The following is a 16648-nucleotide window of genomic DNA, read 5'->3' on the forward strand; positions in this document are numbered from 1 at the left end:
TAGCTGGCGGTGATCCGGTGATAGAGTCCGCCGGGTCCAGGTCGAGGGGGGTTTGCCATGGCGCTGAGCGCCGAGGAGAGCGGTCGACTGGCCGGTCTGCTGACCGAGCACGCCGAGCGGGTCACGCAGCGCTGGACGGAGATCGTCGCCAGCTCGTTGCGCGGCCGGCTGAGCCAGGCGGAGCTGCGCCGGCAGGTGCAGGAGCTGCACCAGAGCATGGTCACGGTGAGTGAGCACGGGGTCATCGACCTCGAGGCGGAGCACGCCGCCGAGATGCGCGCCGTGCTGGCCGAGCTGTCCCGCGGCCGGGCCCGGCAGGGCTTCTCCGCCACCGAGACCGCGATCAGCGTGTTCGCGCTCAAGGACGTGCTGCTGGAGCTGATGGACGCGGACGGCGGCGCGGGCACCCTCCGCGACTACGTCGCCTTCTCCGCCCTGATCGACCAGATGGGCCTGTTCACCTTCGAGAGCTTCGTCCGCACCCGGGAGAGCCTCATCGCCGACCAGGCGGAGCAGCTGCTGGAGCTCTCCACCCCGGTGGTGAAGCTCTGGGAGGGCGTGGTCGCGGTGCCGCTGGTCGGCACGCTCGACTCGGCCCGGGCCCAGGTGGTGATGGAGCGGCTGCTGCAGACGCTGGTCGACACCGGCTCGCCGTACGCGATCATCGACATCACCGGCGTGCCGGCGGTGGACACCCAGGTCGCCCAGCACATCCTGAAGACCGTGGTGGCCGCCCGGCTGATGGGGGCCGACTGCATCATCTCCGGCATCCGTCCGCAGATCGCGCAGACCATCGTGGCGCTCGGCATCGAGTTCGGCGACATCGCCACCAAGGCGAGCCTGGCCGACGCGCTGCGGCACGTGCTGCGGCTGACCGGGGTGGAGACCGGTCGCCGGCAGCTCCGCCGGGAGGCGTGATGGAGCGGGTGCCGATCCTCAAGATCGGCGACATCCTGCTGGTCTCCATCCAGGTCGACATGTCCGACCAGACGGCGGTCCAGCTCCAGGAGGACCTGGCGGAGCGGATCGTCGCCACCGGCAGCCACGGCGTGATCATCGACATCACGGCGCTGGACATCGTCGACTCGTTCGTCGGCCGGATGCTCTCCACCATCGCCTCCATCTCCAAGGTGCTGGACGCCGAGACGGTGGTCGTCGGGATGCGGCCGGCGGTGGCCATCACGCTGGTGGAGCTGGGCCTGTCGCTCAACGGCATCCGTACGGCGCTCAACGTCGAACGGGGCATGGAACTGATCGCGGCCGCCCGCGCCGACGAGTCCGAGGTCGAGTTCGACGACGAGCCGGACGCCGCGACGACGGCCTCGGCATGACCGCCGGCATCGACCTGGGCCACCCGCAGGCGCAGGCGATCCAGAGCGACGAGGACGTGGTACGCGTCCGGCAGCTGGTCCGGACGCTGGCGGTGGCCGCCAAGCTCTCCCTGGTCGACCAGACCAAGCTGGTCACCGCGGCCAGCGAGCTGGCCCGCAACACCCTGGTCTACGGCGGTGGCGGCTCGGTCGAGGTGAGCGTGGTGGACAACGGCCGCCGGCGGGGCGTCCGGATCCTCTTCGCCGACACCGGCCCGGGCATCGCCGACCTCGACCTGGCGCTCACCGACGGCTACACCACCGGCGGCGGGCTGGGCCTCGGGCTCAGCGGCGCCCGCCGGCTGGTCGACGAGTTCGACATCGAGACCGCGCCGGGTGCGGGTACCCGGGTGACGGTCACCAAGTGGTCCCGATGAGCGAGGACGTGGTCCCGGATCGCGGCGTCTGGTTCCGGGTGGAGACCAGCAGCGCCGCCAGCGCCGCGCGCCGGGCCGCCGAACGCCTCGCCGAGCAGCTCGGGATGGGCGAGGCCGGCACCGCCGACCTGGCCATCGTGGCCGCCGAGCTGACCAGCAACCTGGTCAAGCACGCCGACGAGGGGAGCCTGCTGCTCCGCCCGGTGCGCCGCGAGGGCGAGGCCGGGGTGGAACTGGTGGCCGTCGACTCGGGGCCCGGGATGGCCGACCTGACCCTCTCCTCCCGGGACGGGCACTCCACCGCCGGCACCCTCGGCATCGGGCTCGGCGCCATCGTCCGGCAGGCGAGCTGGTTCGACGGCTACTCCCGGCCCGGCCGCGGTACGGTGCTCGCCGTGCAGCTCTGGCCCGGCCAGCCGGCCCCCGAGGCGCCCTGGGTCGGCGGCCTGACCCGGCCGCTGACCGGCGAGTCGGTCAGCGGCGACGGGTTCGCCGCGCGGGTCGTCGAGGACCGGCACCAGGTGCTGGTCTGCGACGGCCTGGGGCACGGCCCGCTGGCGTCCGCCGCGTCGGACGCCGCCCTGGCCGCGTTCCGTGCCGCGCCGCCCGGGCCGCCGGCCGCGGTGGTCCAGCACCTGCACCGGGCGATGTCGCACACCCGGGGCGCCGCGCTCGCGGTCGCCGAGCCGGATCCGGTGGCCGGCGTGCTGCGCTACAGCGGGCTCGGCAACATCACCGCGAGCGTGGTCGGCGGGGACGGCCGGCGTCGGGGGCTGGTCTCGCTGCCCGGCATCGCCGGGCACCAGCGTCCGGTGGTGCGGGAGTACGACTACCCCTTCGACCCCGACGCGCTGCTGGTCATGCACAGCGACGGGGTGGTCGACCGCTGGCAGCTCACCGACTATCCCGGCCTGACCGAGCGGTCCCCGCTGGTGGTGGCCGCGACACTGCTGCGCGACGCCGGCGTCCGCCGCGACGACGCCTGCGTCCTGGTCGCCCGGGCGTGGTCGTGAGCGAACCGGCCCCGCTGTTGCAGATGGCGCTGCGGGTGGAGCACGACATCTTCCTGGTGCGCCAGCGCGGCCGCGAGGTGGCCGCCGCGGTGGGCCTGGAGCACCAGGACCAGGTCCGGATGGCCACCGCGCTCAGCGAGGTGGCGCGGGACCTGCTGCGTATCGCGCGCGGGGCGGACGTGACGTTCCGGCTGGCCGACGACGCCGTTGCCGGTAGGCGCCAGCTGCGGGTGGACCTCGCCCCGGTGACCCCGCTGCCGGACGGCCGCTACGAGCCGGCGTCCGCCGCGGTGGCGCGGCTGGTGGACAAGTTGAGCGTGGTCACCGGGAAGGGGGATACGGTCGTGATGATGTCCCGACGTGTCCCGGTCGCCGCCCCGACGCTGACCCCGGAGCGTCTCGCCGCGATCCGTGCCGAGCTCGCGCGCAGCGCTCCGGGCAGCGCCGTGGACGAACTCGCCGCGCAGAACCAGCAGCTGATCGCCGCGCTCGACGAGGTGCGCAGCCAGCGCGACGAGCTGGCGGTGCTCAACGACGAGTTGCAGGAGACCAACCGCGGGGTGATGGCGCTCTACAACCAGCTCACCGAGGAGCTGGAGGAGACCAACCGCGGCGTGGTGGCGCTCTACGCCGAGCTGGACGAGAAGTCGGCCCAGCTCCGCGCGGCGAGCGAGTCGAAGAGCCGGTTCCTGGCCAACGTCAGCCACGAGCTGCGCGCCCCGGTCACCGCGATCATGGGCCTGGGCCGGCTGCTGGCCGACTCCGCCTCCGACCCGCTCACCGCCGAACAGGCCCGCCAGGTCGGGCTGATCCGCTCCTCGGCGGCCGACCTGCTCACCCTGGTCAACGAGCTGCTCGACCTCGCCAAGGCGGAGTCCGGCCGGATCGAGCCGGAGTGGGCCGAGGTGGACCTGCGACCGGTCTTCGGCCAGCTGCGCGGCACGTTGCGGGCCCTGGCCACCGGGCCCGACGTCGAGCTGGTGGTGGAGGAGCCGCCCACCCCGGCCACGCTGCGCACCGACGAGGTGCTGCTCGGCCAGGTGCTGCGCAACCTGCTGCACAACGGGCTCAAGTTCACCCAGCGCGGTGAGGTGCGGCTGCGGGCGCGCCGGGAGGGCGACCGCTGGCTGCTGTCGGTCAGCGACACCGGGCCGGGCATCCCCGAGGAGCTGCACGAGCGGATCTTCGAGGAGTTCTACCAGGTGCCCGGCGCGACCCGGGTCGGCGGCACCGGCCTCGGCCTGCCGTACGCGCGGCGACTGGTGACGCTGCTCGGCGGCACCCTGGAGCTGGCCAGCGAGCCGGGCCGCGGCAGCACGTTCACCGTCACCCTGCCCCTGGGCGGAGCGTGACGGTGGAGGGCGGCCCGGCGACCGTACTGGTGGTCGACGACAGTCGCACCAAGCGGTACCTGCTGGTCAGTTGGCTCAGCCGGGCCGGGTTCACGGTGCTCGAGGCGGAGAACGGCGGCGAGGCGCTGGCCCGGGTCGAGGCGGAGCCGATCGACCTGGTGGTGCTCGACGTCCGGCTGCCCGACATGAGCGGCTACGAGGTCTGCGAGCGGATCAAGGCGGCCCATCCCGCGATGGCGGTGATCCACGTGTCCGCGCACGCGGTGGACGTGCGGGACCGGGCGCAGGGGCTGACCCGGGGCGCGGACTCGTACCTGACCGAGCCGATCGAGCCGGAGGAACTCGTCGCCACCGCACACGCGGTGCTGCGCTACTACCGGGCCCGGCAGCGGGCCGAGTTCCTGGCCGAGCGGCTGCTCGGGCTCGCCGACACCACCGTGGCGGTGCACTCGGCGCAGAACTTCACCCGGCTGCTCGAAGAGGCGGCGGCCGGTGCCGCCCAGATCTTCAAGAGCCCGGCGGCGGTGGTGGCGGAGACCGCCGACGGCGACTGTCTGGCCGGGGTGGCGGCCGGGCCGGACGACGAGGCGGCGATCGTCCCGTGGGTGGTGGACGACACCGGGGTGCCCACCGGGTCGACGGTGCGGGTGCAGGACCCGGCGGGCTGGGACCTGCTCGGCTGGCCGGCCGGGGACACCGTGACGGTGGCCGCCGCCCGGCTGCGCGACGACCGGCCGCCGCTCTACGTCGTGGTGCCCACCAGCACCCAGACCCACCGCACGCCGGTGCTGGTGCAGCTCGCCCAGTCCGTCGCCGCGGCGGTGGAGGCGCAGCGCTCCTTCGACGAGGAGCACCGGATCGCGGTCACCCTCCAGCGCAGCCTGCTGCCCCAGCGGATCCCCGAGGTCAACGGGCTCGACCTGGCCGTCCGCTACGAGCCGGCCAGTACTCGGACCGAGGTGGGCGGCGACTTCTACGAGCTGGTCATGCTGGACGGGCACCTGCTGCTGGCGATCGGCGACGTGGCCGGCCACTCGCTGCACGCGGCGACCGTGATGGCCGAGCTGCGGCACGCGGTGCGGGCGTACGCGGTGGAGGGGCACCAGCCGGGCGAGATCCTGCACCGGGTCAACGAGCTGATGCGGACGCTGCTGCCGAACGAGCTGGCCACCATCTGCGTGCTGCTGCTGCACCCGCCCACCGGACGGGTCCGGCTGGCCAGCGCCGGGCACCTGCCGCCCCTGCTCGTCGCGGACGGCAAGGTGGAGTTCGTGCAGCACCACGCCCCGCTGCTGGGCATCCGCGCGCCGCGCCCGGCGGACCTGGAGTTCGTGCTGCCGGCCGGGGCGACCCTGGTGTTCTACACCGACGGGCTGATCGAGCGCCGGGACGCCACCATCGACGAGGGTCTGACCGCGCTGGCCGCCTGCGCCGCCGAGGTGGACGACGACCTGGACCGGTTCTGCGAGCGGCTGCTGGTCCAGCTGGCCCCGTCGGAGATCCAGGACGACGTCGCCGTGGTGGCGCTGCGTCGCCGCTGACCCCGGCCCGCACCGCCGCGTCTGCGCGATCTTGCACTTGTGGCCCCCGGAACGCACCGTCTGCCCCGGTTCGCCGGGGCGGGAAGTGCAAGATCGGGGAGGTCGGGCGGCGGGTCGGTCAGCTGACTGAGCGGGCGTAGGCAGCGGGGGAGACGCCGGTGACGGCGGTGAACTCGCGGACCAGGTGGGCCTGGTCGCTGTAGCCGAGGTCGGCGGCGAGGGCCGCCCAGTCGAGCGGCCCGCCGGCCGCCTGCTCGATGGCCTCCTGGAGCCGGTAGCGCCGGATCACCCACTTCGGGCTGACCCCGACGTGATCGAGGAAGAGCCGCTGCAGCCGCCGGGTGGAGACGCCGTGCCGGCCGGCGAAGTCGTCCACCCGCAGCAGGCTCCGGTCGGCGCGGATCTCCTCGACCAGCCGGATCACCTCGTCGGTGACCGGGTCCGGCGCGGGCGCCCAGCCGGTGAGCAGGTCGTCCAGGGCGCGGCAGCGTTCGGCGTCGGTACCGCCGCAGACGCCGGGCCCGTCCGGCCCGGCGGTCGCGGCGGGTGGCCAGCGGTCGGCGAGGTCGGCGAACGGCCAGCGCCGGCCGGTCAGCTCGGCGACCGGTCGCCGCCAGAACGGGTGGAAACCGCCCGGCCGGAACTGCACGCCGCTGACCCGCCCGGTGCCGTTCAGCGTGATCGAGAAGAGCTCCAGCCCGACCCCGGCCACCTCGGCCCGCTCGGGCCCGGCACCGTCGCGCTGGAAGACCACGTTGACCGCGGGGTGCGGCACGACGTGCTGCACGAACGGTTCGGTCAGCGCCCAGTCGACGAGCCAGTAGTGCTCGACCCACGGGCGGAGCGCGGCGGCGGGCAGGTGCCGGCGGAAGCGGACCTCCCGCAGCAGCCGGGCCGGGTCCAGGATGCCCCGGCTGTCGCCTCGCGGCTGCTGTCGCATTTCTTCAAGACCGCCCTCATACGCTGGCCCTATGACTACCCAGACTAGTGATCTGCTGGCGGCGGCCGCGCCGCGGACCGTCGCGGTGGTCCGCGCCATCGGCGACGACCAGCTGCACCTGCCCACCCCGTGCAGCGACTACACCGTGCGCGACCTGCTCAACCACCTCTACCAGGTGGTGGTGAACTTCCAGGAGCTGGCGGCGAAGCGGAGCGTGCAGTGGGCGGACAAGCCCGATCACCTCACCGACGGCTGGCGGGACCGGTTCGAGGCCGAGACGCGGCGGCTGGTCGAAGCCTGGTCGGACCCGGCCAGCCTGGCGGGTGTCTCGCCCGGGATGGGCATGCCGCAGATTGTGGTCGGCGGCATGGTGCTGCTGGACCTCACCGTGCACGGCTGGGACCTCGCGGTGGCCACCGGCCAGTCCTACCGGCCGGCGCCGGAGGTGGTGCCGGCGCTGCACGAGCTGGTCGAGCAGTTGGCGCCGCAGGCCCGGCAGATGGGCGTCTTCGCCGAGCCGGTGCCGACCGAGGCCGGCCTGCCCGACGTCGACCGGCTGCTCGCCCTGACCGGCCGGGACCCGGCCTGGACCGCCACGGCCTGAGCCCGTCACCCGAAGCCCGCGCGGCACCCGCCCGCGCGGGCTTCGTTGACAGCCGCTATTCACTCAGTGAATAGTGGCGGGCGTGTCCACTCCGCACGTCCTGCTCGGGCTGCTCGCCACCGGCACCAAGCACGGCTACGAGCTCAAGCGCGCGCACGACGAGCGGCTGCCCCGGGCCCGTCCGCTGGCCTTCGGGCAGGTCTACGCCACGCTCGGCCGGCTGCACCGCGACGGGCTGGTGGCGGCGGCCGGGCAGGAGCGCCAGGGTGGCCCGGAGCGCACCGCGTACCAGCTGACCGAGCAGGGGCGCGCCGCGCTCGACCGGTGGCTCGGCGCCGTCGAGCCGCCGATGCCGTACGTCACCAGCACGCTCTTCGCCAAGGTGGTGGTGGCGCTGCTGGTGGCCGACGTCGACCGGGCCCGGGCCTATCTGGTCGCCCAGCGCGGGGCGCACACCGACCGGCTGCGCGAGCTGACCGCCGTCAAGACGTCCCCGTCGGCCACCCTCGACGACGTCGTGGCGGCCGACTACGCCATCGCTCACCTCGACGCCGATCTCCGGTGGTTGCGCACCACCCTGGACCGGGTCGCCGACTGGCACCGGGAGGTGCACTCGTGACGCAACTCCAGGCTCGCGCGGTGGTCAAGGCGTACGGGCCGACGCCCGCCCTGCGCGGCGTAACGCTCGACGTCGCCGCGGGGGAGATCGTCGCCGTCACCGGGCCCAGCGGCTGCGGCAAGTCCACCCTGCTGCACTGCCTCGCCGGGATCCTGCGGCCGGACGCGGGCGAGGTGAGCTGGCGCGGCGAGCGGATCGACACCTGGTCCGAGGCGGCCCGGTCCCGGCTGCGCCGCACCGAGTTCGGGGTGCTGTTCCAGTTCGGTCAGCTCGTCGCCGAGCTGACCGCGGCGGAGAACGTCGCCCTTCCGCTGCTTCTCGCCGGCACGGGGCGGCGAGAGGCGCGGACCGCGGCGCTCACCTGGCTGGACCGGTTCGGGGTGGCCGAGCTGGCCGACGCCCGGCCGGGTGAGATGTCCGGCGGCCAGCAGCAGCGCTGCGCCACCGCCCGGGCGCTGGTCACCGAGCCCCGGGTGCTCTTCGCCGACGAGCCGACCGGCGCGCTGGACACGCTCACCGGCGAACAGGTGCTCACCCAGCTGGTCCGGCTGGCCCGCCAGCAGGGCACCACTGTCGTGCTGGTCACCCACGAACCGCGGATCGCCGCGTACGCCGACCGCGAGGTCGTCCTGCGCGACGGCATGGTGGACCACACCGGGCTGGGGCTCGACGCACCGCTGGCCGGCGGTCACCGGTGAGGCCGGCGACGCTGCTCCGGCTGGCGCTGGCCGGCACCCGAACCGACACCGTCCGGGTGGTGCTGACCGGGCTCAGCGCCGCCCTGGCCACTCTCGCCGTGCTGGCCGCGCTGACCGTGCTGGCCATCCCCGAGGTGCCGGGCGACCCGTGGGCGCAGGCCGAGCAGTACCGCAACAACCTGCTACGCGAGCCGGGGCTGCGCGGCGGCACCGCGTTCGCGCTGGTGCTGCTCACCATCCCGGTGCTGGCGCTGGCCGGGCAGTGCGCCCGGCTCGGCGCGCCGGCCCGGGATCGCCGGCTGGCCGCGCTCCGGCTGGCCGGCGCCACCCCCGGCCAGGTGACCCGGGTGGCGGTGTCCGAGACCGGGCTGGCCGCCCTGCTCGGCGCGCTCGCCGGGCTCGCGCTCCACCTGGGCGGCCGTGAACTGCTGCACCGTCCGGACGAGCGGGGTCTGCTCGCGCTCCCCACCGACGTGCTGCCGCCGGTCGGCGCGCTGGTCGCCGTGGTGCTGGGGCTGCCGCTGGTCGCGGCGGCGGCCACCGCCCTGCTGCTGCGCCGGGTCACCACCACGCCGTTCGGGGTGGTCCGCCGCACCGGCCGGCGGCGGGGACCGCGGCCCTGGCCGGGCCTCCTGATCGGGCTGGGGCTGGCCGCCAGCGTGGGCACCCTGCCGGTGTTGCGCACCGGGGACGGCCTGGGGCACGGAACGGCCCGCTGGCTGGTGCCCACGGTGGTGGTCGGGGGCGCCCTCGCCGCCGTCCTCGGCGTGGTGCTCGGCACCGGCTGGATCTCGTACGCCTCGGGGCGGCTGCTGCACCGGTTCGCCCGGCGCCCGGCGGCGCTGCTGGCGGCCCGCCGGCTGACGGCCGACCCGTGGGCCGGCAGCCGGACCTTCGCCGCCCTGCTCGCCGCGGTGGTCTTCGGGGCGGGCGCGGCGGCGCAGCGCGCCTACTTCGCGCTCAGCGACCGGGTGGAGCGCGAGGAGCACCGGCTGGTCGGCGTCGACGAGGGCGCGAACCCGTTCTACCTGCGCACCATGGACCTGGTCGACCTGGCCGTGGCGGTGGCCGTGACGATCGCCGCCGGCGGCCTGCTGGTCGCGCTGGTCGAGGGCATCGTCGCCCGCCGCCGGGCGTACGCGGCGCTGGTGGCCAGCGGCGTGCCGCGCGGCGTCGTCGGCCGCTCCATCGCCTGGCAGGCGCTGGTGCCGGTGGTCCCGGCGATCCTGGTGGCGATGACCGTCGGGCTGCTGATCGGGCGGGCCTGGTCCGGCCCGGTCTCCACCGGCCGGGTCAGCGGGATGGTCTGTGACGCCGGGCCGCAGCTGTGCGCGGATCCGGCCACCCGGGCCCGGTACGAGCGTCTGGTCGAGCCGGTCCACCGCGAGCTGACGCCGGACGTACCGCTGGAGCAGCTGGCGCTGCTCGGCGCGGGCGCGCTGGCCGCGGTGCTGGTCACCGTCGGTGTCGGCCTGCTCTTCCTGCGGTCCAGCACGGCGCTGGAGGAGCTGCGGACGACCTGACGCGGTGTAACGCCCGGCGACGCCGGGGCGCTGTCAGCACCGAAGGCCCGGTCACCGGGCCCGCGGCCGGACCGGACCGGACGCGCGTGGCAGCGGGAGAGTGCACCAGATGCGGAACCAGCCGGGCGGGCCGACGCCGGTGTTCGTGGACGGCACGGGACGCCGCCGCCGGCTCACCGTCATCGCCGGCAGCGCCATGGGCGTCGGACTGCTGGCCAGCCTGGCGCTGATCCTCGCCGGCATCTTCCTGGACACCTCGGTCTCGGTGCCCGGCTGGTCCGACGACCGGGCGCCCGTGGACGCCGGCGTGGACGGCCGTGCCGAGCTCGGGGAGGCATCCCTGGTCACGCCCGGTCCGCCGGCGGCGACCAGCACCTCGGCGCCGATGCCGACCGGCTCGCCGACGTCCGGGGCGCGGCCCGGCACGCTCCCGTCCGCCGCGCACCCCACCGCCTCGGACCACCCGGGCCAGGGCGACGAGCGGCGCGAGACCACCGGCAAGCCGTCGAAGTCTCCGGGCAAGCCGAGGTAGCCGGTGGCGCGACACGTCGCCCGGCGGGACCCGCGGGCGCACTGGATCCTGCTCCTGCTCGGCCTGGTGCTGCTGCTCGCCGCGCTCACCCTGAACGGCCTGGTGACCGGGCTGGCCGGCGGCTCCGGGCCGGGGGCCGGCGACGCCGCGGCGGCCGGCGTACCGAAGGAGGTCACCTCCGGCGGCCCGGTGCTGCGGCTGGACCGGGACGAGCCGGTCGACCGTACGCTGCCGGACCGCACCATCGCGCTCACCTTCGACGACGGGCCGGACCCGCGCTGGACCCCGCAGGTGCTCGACGTGCTGCGCCGGCACCGCGCCCACGCCACCTTCTTCGTGGTCGGCGCCCGGGTGAACGAGCACCCGGACCTGGTCCGGCGGATGCTCGCCGAGGGACACGAGATCGGCTCGCACACCTTCACCCACGCCGAGCTGGGCAGCGCCCCGCAGTGGCGGCGGGACCTGGAACTCTCACTGACCCGTAAGGCGGTCGCCGCGGCCACCGGCCGGGAGGTGACCCTGCTCCGGCCGCCGTTCTCGTCCAGCCCGCAGGCGCTGACCGGGCCGGAGTACGCGGCGCTGCGCGCCGCCGCCGGCAGCGGCCACGTCGCGGTGCTCGCCGACCGGGACACCAGGGACTGGCAACGCCCCGGGGTGCCGGCCATCGTCGCGGCGGCCACCCCGGCGAAGGGGCGGGGCGCGGTGGTGCTGATGCACGACGGCGGCGGCGACCGGGCCCAGACCGTCGCCGCGCTGGACCGGCTGCTGCCCGAACTGACCCGGCAGGGCTACCGGTTCACCACCGTCTCGGCCGGGATCGAGGCGCCGGAGTCGATGGTGCCGGCCGGCGCCGGCAGCCGCTGGAGCGGCACCGCCCTGCGCTGGGCCCAGCTCGGCGCCGGCGGGCTGGCCACGGCGATGAACGTGCTGCTCGGGGTCGCGCTGGTGCTGGGCGTGGCCCGGCTGGCCGTCCAGGTGGTCTGTGCCCAGCGGCACGTGCGGCGGGTCCGCCGGCCGGCGCACCGCCGCCCGCCGGTCACCGTGCCGGTCTCGGTGATCGTGCCGGCGTACAACGAGGCGGCCAACATCGCCGCGACCGTGCGGTCGCTGGTGGCCAGCGCGTATCCGGCGCTGGAGGTGATCGTGGTCGACGACGGCTCCACCGACGGCACCGCGGACATCGTGGAGCGGATGCGGCTGCGCGGGGTGCGGGTCGTCCGGCAGGCCAACGCCGGGAAGCCGGCGGCACTGAACACCGGGATCCGGGCCGCCCGGGCCGACCTGCTGGTGCTGGTGGACGGCGACACGGTGTTCCAGCCGGACACCGTGTACCGGCTGGTGCAGGGCTTCGCCGACCCGACCGTGGGCGCGATCTCCGGCAACACCAAGGTCGCCAACCGGCGCCGGCTGCTCGGCCGGTGGCAGCACCTGGAGTACGTGATCGGCTTCAACCTCGACCGCCGGATGTACGACGTGCTGGAGTGCATGCCGACCATCCCGGGCGCGATCGGCGCGTTCCGGCGGCAGGTGCTGCTCGCCGTCGGCGGGGTGCCCGCGGACACCCTGGCCGAGGACACCGACCTCACCATGCGGGTGCTGCGGGCCGGCTGGCGGGTGGTCTACGAGGAGTCGGCGATCGCCTGGACCGAGGCGCCGTCGTCGCTGCGCCAGCTCTGGCGGCAGCGCTACCGCTGGTGCTACGGCACCATGCAGGCGATGTGGAAGCACCGGCACTCGCTGCGCGAGCGGGGCGCCGGCGGCAAGCTCGGCCGGCGCGGCCTGCCCTACCTGGCGGTGTTCCAGATCGTGCTGCCGCTGACCGCGCCGGCGGTGGACGTCTTCGCCCTCTACGGCCTGCTCTTCCTGCCCTGGTCGTCGCTCGCCCTGGCCTGGGCCGGGCTGCTGCTGCTCCAGGCGCTCACCGCCGGTTACGCGCTGCGGCTGGACCGGGAGCGGCTCGGGCCGCTGTGGAGCCTGCCGTTTCAGCAACTGGTCTACCGCCAGGTGATGTACCTGGTGGTGGTGCAGTCGGTGGTCACCGCCCTGATCGGCAACCGGCTGCGCTGGCAGCGCATGGTCCGCACCGGCGAAGCCGCCGCCCTGGTCACCGGCCGCCCCGCCTGACCCCCCGCATCCCGCACGTACCGAGAAAGAGTGGCCATTCCGCGAAGGATGGCCACTCTTTCTCTGTACGAGCGCGGGCGGGGTGGGGGTGGGGTGGGTCAGGGTGGGGCGTCGAAGAGGCCGGTGGACCAGGAGATGGCCAGGCCGACGAGGGCCGAGCAGCAGCAGACCAGCAGCGCGGCGGCGACCACGCCGAGGACCAGCCAGGCCGGTCCGCGCCGGGCGATCGGCTGCTCCGCCGGCGCCGCCGCCGGACCGGGCGGCGTCCCGTCCGCCCGGTCGTCGTCGGTGGTCACCGCGGGGGCCTCAGGCGCGACCCAGCCGGTCGAGGATCCAGGCGTTGATGAACGCCTCCTCCTTCCAGGCGTCGTAGCGGCCGCTCGGTCCACCGTGGCCGGCGCCCATCTCGGTCTTCAGCAGGTAGTCGCCCGCCGGTGCGGTGGCCCGCAGCCGGGCGATCCACTTGGCCGGCTCGTGGTAGAGCACCCGGGTGTCGTTCAGGCTGGTCACCGCGAGGATGGCCGGGTAGTCCCGGGCCGCCACGTTCTCGTACGGCGTGTAGGACTTCATGTACGCGTACACCTCGGGGTCCTCGAGCGGGTTGCCCCACTCCTCCCACTCGGTGACGGTCAGCGGCAGTGACGGGTCGAGGATCGAGGTGAGCGCGTCCACGAACGGCACCTGCGCGACGATGCCGGCGAACGCGTCCGGAGCGATGTTGGCCACCGCGCCCATCAGCAGCCCGCCCGCCGAGGCGCCCCGGGCGACCAGCCGGTCGCTGGCCGTCCAGCCGGCCTTGACCAGGTGCCGGGCGCAGGCCACGAAGTCGGTGAAGGTGTTCTTCTTGGCCAGCAGCTTGCCCTGGTCGTACCAGCGGCGGCCCAGCTCGCCGCCGCCCCGGGTGTGCGCCACCGCGAAGACCACGCCGCGGTCGAGCAGGGAGAGCCGGGCCACCGAGAACCACGGGTCCATGCTGGCCTCGTACGAGCCGTAGCCGTACAGCTCGCAGGGGGCGGAACCGTCGCGCGGGGTGCCCTTGCGGCAGACCAGCGAGATCGGCACCCGGGTGCCGTCGTCGGCCAGCGCCCAGTCGCGGTGCTGCTCGTAGTCGGCCGGGTCGTACGGCCGCCCGTCCGGCCCGGGCAGCACCGGCTTCCGCTTGCGCAGCACCATCTGCCGGGTGACCAGGTCGTAGTCGTAGACCGAGTCGGGGGTGACCAGCGAGGTGTAGCGCAGCCGCAGCTGGGTGGTGCGGTACTCCGGGTTGGCGTCCAGGCCGACGCTGTAGATCGGCTCCGGGAAGTCGATGTCGTACGGGTCGCCGCCGCCGATCGGCAGCACCCGCACCCCGGTCAGCCCGTTGCTGCGCAGCGAGACGACCAGGTGGTCGGCGAACGCGTCCACCGACTCCAGCCGGGTGCCGGGGCGGTGCTCGATCAGCGGCACCCAGTCGCCGGGCGCGTCCGCCGAGGTGTACGCCAGCGCGAAGTCCTCCGCGCCGTCGTTGTGCAGGATCAGGAACCGGTGGCCGTGGTGCTCGACCGAGTACTCCACGCCCTGCCGCCGGGGCGCGATGATCGCCGGCGCGCCGGTCGGGTTGCCGGCCGGGATGACCCGTACCTCGCTGGTGACCTTGCTGGCGATGTCGATCAGGATGAACCGCTCCGAGCGGGTCAGCTCGACCCCGACCCAGAACCGCTCGTCGTCCTCCTGGTGCACCACCACGTCGTCGCCCGCGGCCGAGCCGATCACGTGCCGCCAGACCCGGTGCGGCCGCCAGGCGTCGTCCACCGTCAGGTAGAACAGCACCGACGCGTCGGCGGACCAGGCGGTGCCGTAGAAGGTGCCGGGGATCTCGTCGGGGAGCAGCTCGCCGGTGGCGAGGTCCTTCACCCGCAGGGTGAACCGCTCGTCGCCGGAGAAGTCCGTCGAGTACGCCAGCCAGCGCCCGTCCGGGCTGACGTCGAAGGCGCCGAGCGCGAAGAAGTCGTGCCCCTCGGCGAGCAGGTTGCCGTCGAGCAGCACCTCCTCGCCCTCCAGCGGGGCGCCGTCGGCGCTGACCGGCGGCTCGGTCTCGCCGTCGCGGACCGCCCGGCGGCAGTGCACGCCGTACTGCTGGCCCTCGACCGTGCGGGTGTAGTACCAGTGGCCGCCCTTGCGGGTCGGCACCGACAGGTCGGTCTCCTGGGTACGCCGGCGGGTCTCCTCGAACAGCTCCGCACGCAGCCCGGCCAGGTGGGCGGTGCGCGCCTCGGTGTACGAGTTCTCCGCGGTCAGGTAGGCGATCGTCGCCGGGTCGTCCTTGCGGGCGAGCCAGGCGTACTCGTCGATGACGGTGTCGCCGTGGTGGGTGCGCTCGGTGGGCACCCGCTTCGCCACGGGCGCGGGCGACGGCTCGTGGCGCGGCGTCAGACGGGCCGAGCCGGAGTTGTCGGAAGTCTCGGTGGTCACGGCGTCACGTTACCGGCCGGCCGCCGCCCGTCGCCCGATCTGGTGAAGCACCGCCACCGTCTTTCGAACACATGTACGATGGCCGGCATGGCGGCTGCAGCGAGTTCCACCGATCGACCCGGAGCCCTCGACATCACCCGACGCCTGACCGAGATCTGCGGCCCGCCGTTCGCCCGCTTCGCCGGCCCGGCCGACGAGGTCGCCGGTCGCCCGGCCCGTTGGGTAGCGGTGCCCGGCGGTCCGGCCGCGGCCGCCGAGGTGCTCCGGCTGGCCGCCGCGCACGACCTGACGGTGGTGCCCCGGGGTGCCGGCACCAAGCTCGACTGGGGTGCCGCCCCCGACCGGGTCGACATCATGCTCGACACCGGGCGGCTCGCCGGGATCGGCCACCAGCCGGTGGGCGCGCCGACGGCCGAGGTCGGCGCGGGAACTCCACTGCGGGCGGTGCAGGCCACGTTGGAGCGCACCGGGCAGCGGCTGGCGCTGGACGCGCCCTCGCCCGGGGCGACCCTCGGCGGGGTGCTCGCCGCCGGCGAGGCCGGGCCGCTGCGGCACCGCCACGGCACCCCCTGCGACCAACTGGTCGGCCTGCGCTACCTCGACGCCGACGGCGAACTGGTCAGCGCCGGCGGTGGCGCGCCGGGGCTGGAGCTGGCCCGCCTGCTCTGCGGCTCGCAGGGGGCGCTCGGCGTGCTGGTCTCGGCGACCCTGCGGGTGCAGGCCGCGCCGGCGCGCCGGGTCTGGGTCACCCGTCCGGTGTGGACCCCGCTGGAGGTGCACGACCTGGTGCGGACGCTGCTCGCCGCCCGGCTCGACCCGGCCGCCGTCGAGCTGGATCTACCGGCCGGTGCGGGATCCCGGCCGGTGCCGCGCGGCCGGGCCGCGGCGATGGCGCGCCATCCGTCCATGACGGGGCGCACGCCGACCGGCCCGGCCGCCGCCGGCAGCCTGGCGGTGCTGCTGGAGGGCGGCCCGGCCGACGTGGCCGAGCGGGCCGAGCGCCTGGTCGGGCTCTTCGGCGAGGGGGCGGGCACCCAGCAGGCCGCCCCGGGCTGGTGGCGGCGCTACCCGTTCGGCCCGGGCGACACCGCGCTGCGCATCGAGGTGCCGATCACCGACCTGCACGCCGCCGTCTACGCGCTGCGCGACGCGGCCGGCGCCCCGGTGCCGGTCCGCGGCTCGGCCGGGTTGGGCGTGGTGCACGCCGCCCTGCCCGGGGCGCTGCCGGCCGACCGGGTCGCCGCGATCGTCGCCGCCGTCCGCGGGGTGCTGCTCGCCCGCAAGGGCCGGTGCGTGGTGGTCGCCGCGCCGGCGCCGGTGCGGCGGGCGGTCGACCTGTGGGGCGAGCTGGCCGGGCTGGCCCGGCTGCGGGAGGCCAAGGAGCATCTCGACCCGCACCACCGGCTCGCTCCCGGCCGGCTGCCCGGCGGCCTCTGACCGGTTTCCGTCCTCGGTGTGCGCCGCCGGTCGCGCCGCTCGGCGGCCCGCCGCCGAGGTCGGAGCC

The 16648-nt window shown here is 75.1% G+C and carries 16 protein-coding genes; 13 read left to right on the forward strand and 3 right to left on the reverse strand.

Features of this window, described 5'->3' with window-relative positions; all coding sequences use genetic code 11:
* Positions 1–57: 57 nt before the first annotated feature.
* From SM577_RS09695 to SM577_RS09720, 6 genes are read left to right on the forward strand one after another with little or no spacing between them, the layout of a single operon-like run.
* On the forward strand, positions 58–918 hold the full coding sequence (locus SM577_RS09695; protein ID WP_474582688.1) for an STAS domain-containing protein: 861 nt from the start codon (positions 58–60) through the stop codon (positions 916–918).
* Positions 918–1331 (forward strand): STAS domain-containing protein, encoded by a 414-nt coding sequence (locus tag SM577_RS09700; protein WP_474582687.1) that lies wholly within the window; start codon positions 918–920, stop codon positions 1329–1331. The genes SM577_RS09695 and SM577_RS09700 overlap by 1 nt, the downstream gene beginning before the upstream one ends.
* Positions 1328–1747, forward strand: a complete 420-nt coding sequence (locus tag SM577_RS09705) for an anti-sigma regulatory factor (RefSeq protein WP_474582686.1) — start codon at positions 1328–1330, stop codon at positions 1745–1747. Before SM577_RS09700 ends, SM577_RS09705 begins: the two co-directional genes overlap by 4 nt.
* Positions 1744–2760 carry a SpoIIE family protein phosphatase gene (locus SM577_RS09710; RefSeq protein WP_474586730.1) on the forward strand — a complete coding sequence of 339 codons (1017 nt, stop codon included), beginning with the start codon at positions 1744–1746 and terminating at the stop codon, positions 2758–2760. The genes SM577_RS09705 and SM577_RS09710 overlap by 4 nt, the downstream gene beginning before the upstream one ends.
* A 23-nt stretch (positions 2761–2783) precedes the next feature.
* Complete coding sequence (locus SM577_RS09715; protein ID WP_474582703.1) at positions 2784–4112, forward strand: ATP-binding protein; 1329 nt, start codon at positions 2784–2786, stop codon at positions 4110–4112.
* 2 nt (positions 4113–4114) lie between these two features.
* Positions 4115–5653 carry a SpoIIE family protein phosphatase gene (locus SM577_RS09720; protein WP_474582684.1) on the forward strand — a complete coding sequence of 513 codons (1539 nt, stop codon included), beginning with the start codon at positions 4115–4117 and terminating at the stop codon, positions 5651–5653.
* Between the two features lie 118 nt (positions 5654–5771).
* On the opposite strand, the gene SM577_RS09725 is transcribed toward SM577_RS09720, so the two are convergent.
* On the reverse strand, positions 5772–6593 hold the full coding sequence (locus SM577_RS09725) for a DUF6597 domain-containing transcriptional factor (protein ID WP_474586731.1): 822 nt from the start codon (positions 6591–6593) through the stop codon (positions 5772–5774).
* Positions 6594–6624: 31 nt separating this feature from the next.
* Here SM577_RS09725 and SM577_RS09730 point away from each other — a divergent pair, with 31 nt between their 5' ends.
* The 6 genes from SM577_RS09730 to SM577_RS09755 all read left to right on the forward strand — a co-directional run bounded on the left by SM577_RS09730 (position 6625) and on the right by SM577_RS09755 (position 12693).
* Positions 6625–7197: a TIGR03086 family metal-binding protein gene (locus SM577_RS09730; protein ID WP_474586732.1), complete on the forward strand. Its 573-nt coding sequence runs from the start codon at positions 6625–6627 to the stop codon at positions 7195–7197.
* An 82-nt stretch (positions 7198–7279) separates the two neighbouring features.
* Positions 7280–7816, forward strand: a complete 537-nt coding sequence (locus SM577_RS09735) for a PadR family transcriptional regulator (RefSeq protein ID WP_474582681.1) — start codon at positions 7280–7282, stop codon at positions 7814–7816.
* The gene (locus tag SM577_RS09740) at positions 7813–8514 is read left to right on the forward strand and encodes an ABC transporter ATP-binding protein (RefSeq protein ID WP_474582680.1); all 702 of its coding nucleotides are present in this window, start codon (positions 7813–7815) and stop codon (positions 8512–8514) included. Before SM577_RS09735 ends, SM577_RS09740 begins: the two co-directional genes overlap by 4 nt.
* Positions 8511–10037, forward strand: a complete 1527-nt coding sequence (locus SM577_RS09745; protein WP_474582679.1) for an FtsX-like permease family protein — start codon at positions 8511–8513, stop codon at positions 10035–10037. Before SM577_RS09740 ends, SM577_RS09745 begins: the two co-directional genes overlap by 4 nt.
* A gap of 109 nt (positions 10038–10146) precedes the next feature.
* Positions 10147–10569, forward strand: coding sequence for a hypothetical protein (locus SM577_RS09750; protein WP_474582678.1), 423 nt, complete (start codon positions 10147–10149; stop codon positions 10567–10569).
* Positions 10570–10572: 3 nt separating this feature from the next.
* Positions 10573–12693 (forward strand): bifunctional polysaccharide deacetylase/glycosyltransferase family 2 protein, encoded by a 2121-nt coding sequence (locus tag SM577_RS09755; RefSeq protein WP_474582677.1) that lies wholly within the window; start codon positions 10573–10575, stop codon positions 12691–12693.
* Between the two features lie 98 nt (positions 12694–12791).
* Here SM577_RS09755 and SM577_RS09760 read toward each other — a convergent pair whose 3' ends face one another.
* Both SM577_RS09760 and SM577_RS09765 read right to left on the reverse strand, forming a co-directional pair.
* Complete coding sequence (locus SM577_RS09760) at positions 12792–12989, reverse strand: hypothetical protein (RefSeq protein WP_474582676.1); 198 nt, start codon at positions 12987–12989, stop codon at positions 12792–12794.
* Positions 12990–12999: 10 nt separating this feature from the next.
* Positions 13000–15105 (reverse strand): S9 family peptidase, encoded by a 2106-nt coding sequence (locus SM577_RS09765; protein ID WP_474586870.1) that lies wholly within the window; start codon positions 15103–15105, stop codon positions 13000–13002.
* A 126-nt stretch (positions 15106–15231) separates the two neighbouring features.
* Here SM577_RS09765 and SM577_RS09770 point away from each other — a divergent pair, with 126 nt between their 5' ends.
* Positions 15232–16581: an FAD-binding oxidoreductase gene (locus SM577_RS09770; protein ID WP_474582675.1), complete on the forward strand. Its 1350-nt coding sequence runs from the start codon at positions 15232–15234 to the stop codon at positions 16579–16581.
* Positions 16582–16648 lie beyond the last annotated feature (67 nt).

This window comes from Micromonospora desertarenae, from assembly GCF_056150265.1.

Bases quoted from the DNA above. Each gene is read 5' to 3' on its own strand.
- SM577_RS09730 (WP_474586732.1), top strand. From the start codon at position 6,625: ATGACTACCCAGACTAGTGATCTGCTGGCGGCGGCCGCGCCGCGGACC.
- SM577_RS09710 (WP_474586730.1), top strand. From the start codon at position 1,744: ATGAGCGAGGACGTGGTCCCGGATCGCGGCGTCTGGTTCCGGGTGGAG.
- SM577_RS09695 (WP_474582688.1), top strand. From the start codon at position 58: ATGGCGCTGAGCGCCGAGGAGAGCGGTCGACTGGCCGGTCTGCTGACC.
- SM577_RS09700 (WP_474582687.1), top strand. From the start codon at position 918: ATGGAGCGGGTGCCGATCCTCAAGATCGGCGACATCCTGCTGGTCTCC.
- SM577_RS09750 (WP_474582678.1), top strand. From the start codon at position 10,147: ATGCGGAACCAGCCGGGCGGGCCGACGCCGGTGTTCGTGGACGGCACG.
- SM577_RS09715 (WP_474582703.1), top strand. From the start codon at position 2,784: ATGGCGCTGCGGGTGGAGCACGACATCTTCCTGGTGCGCCAGCGCGGC.
- SM577_RS09725 (WP_474586731.1), bottom strand. From the start codon at position 6,593: ATGCGACAGCAGCCGCGAGGCGACAGCCGGGGCATCCTGGACCCGGCC.
- SM577_RS09705 (WP_474582686.1), top strand. From the start codon at position 1,328: ATGACCGCCGGCATCGACCTGGGCCACCCGCAGGCGCAGGCGATCCAG.
- SM577_RS09770 (WP_474582675.1), top strand. From the start codon at position 15,232: ATGGCGGCTGCAGCGAGTTCCACCGATCGACCCGGAGCCCTCGACATC.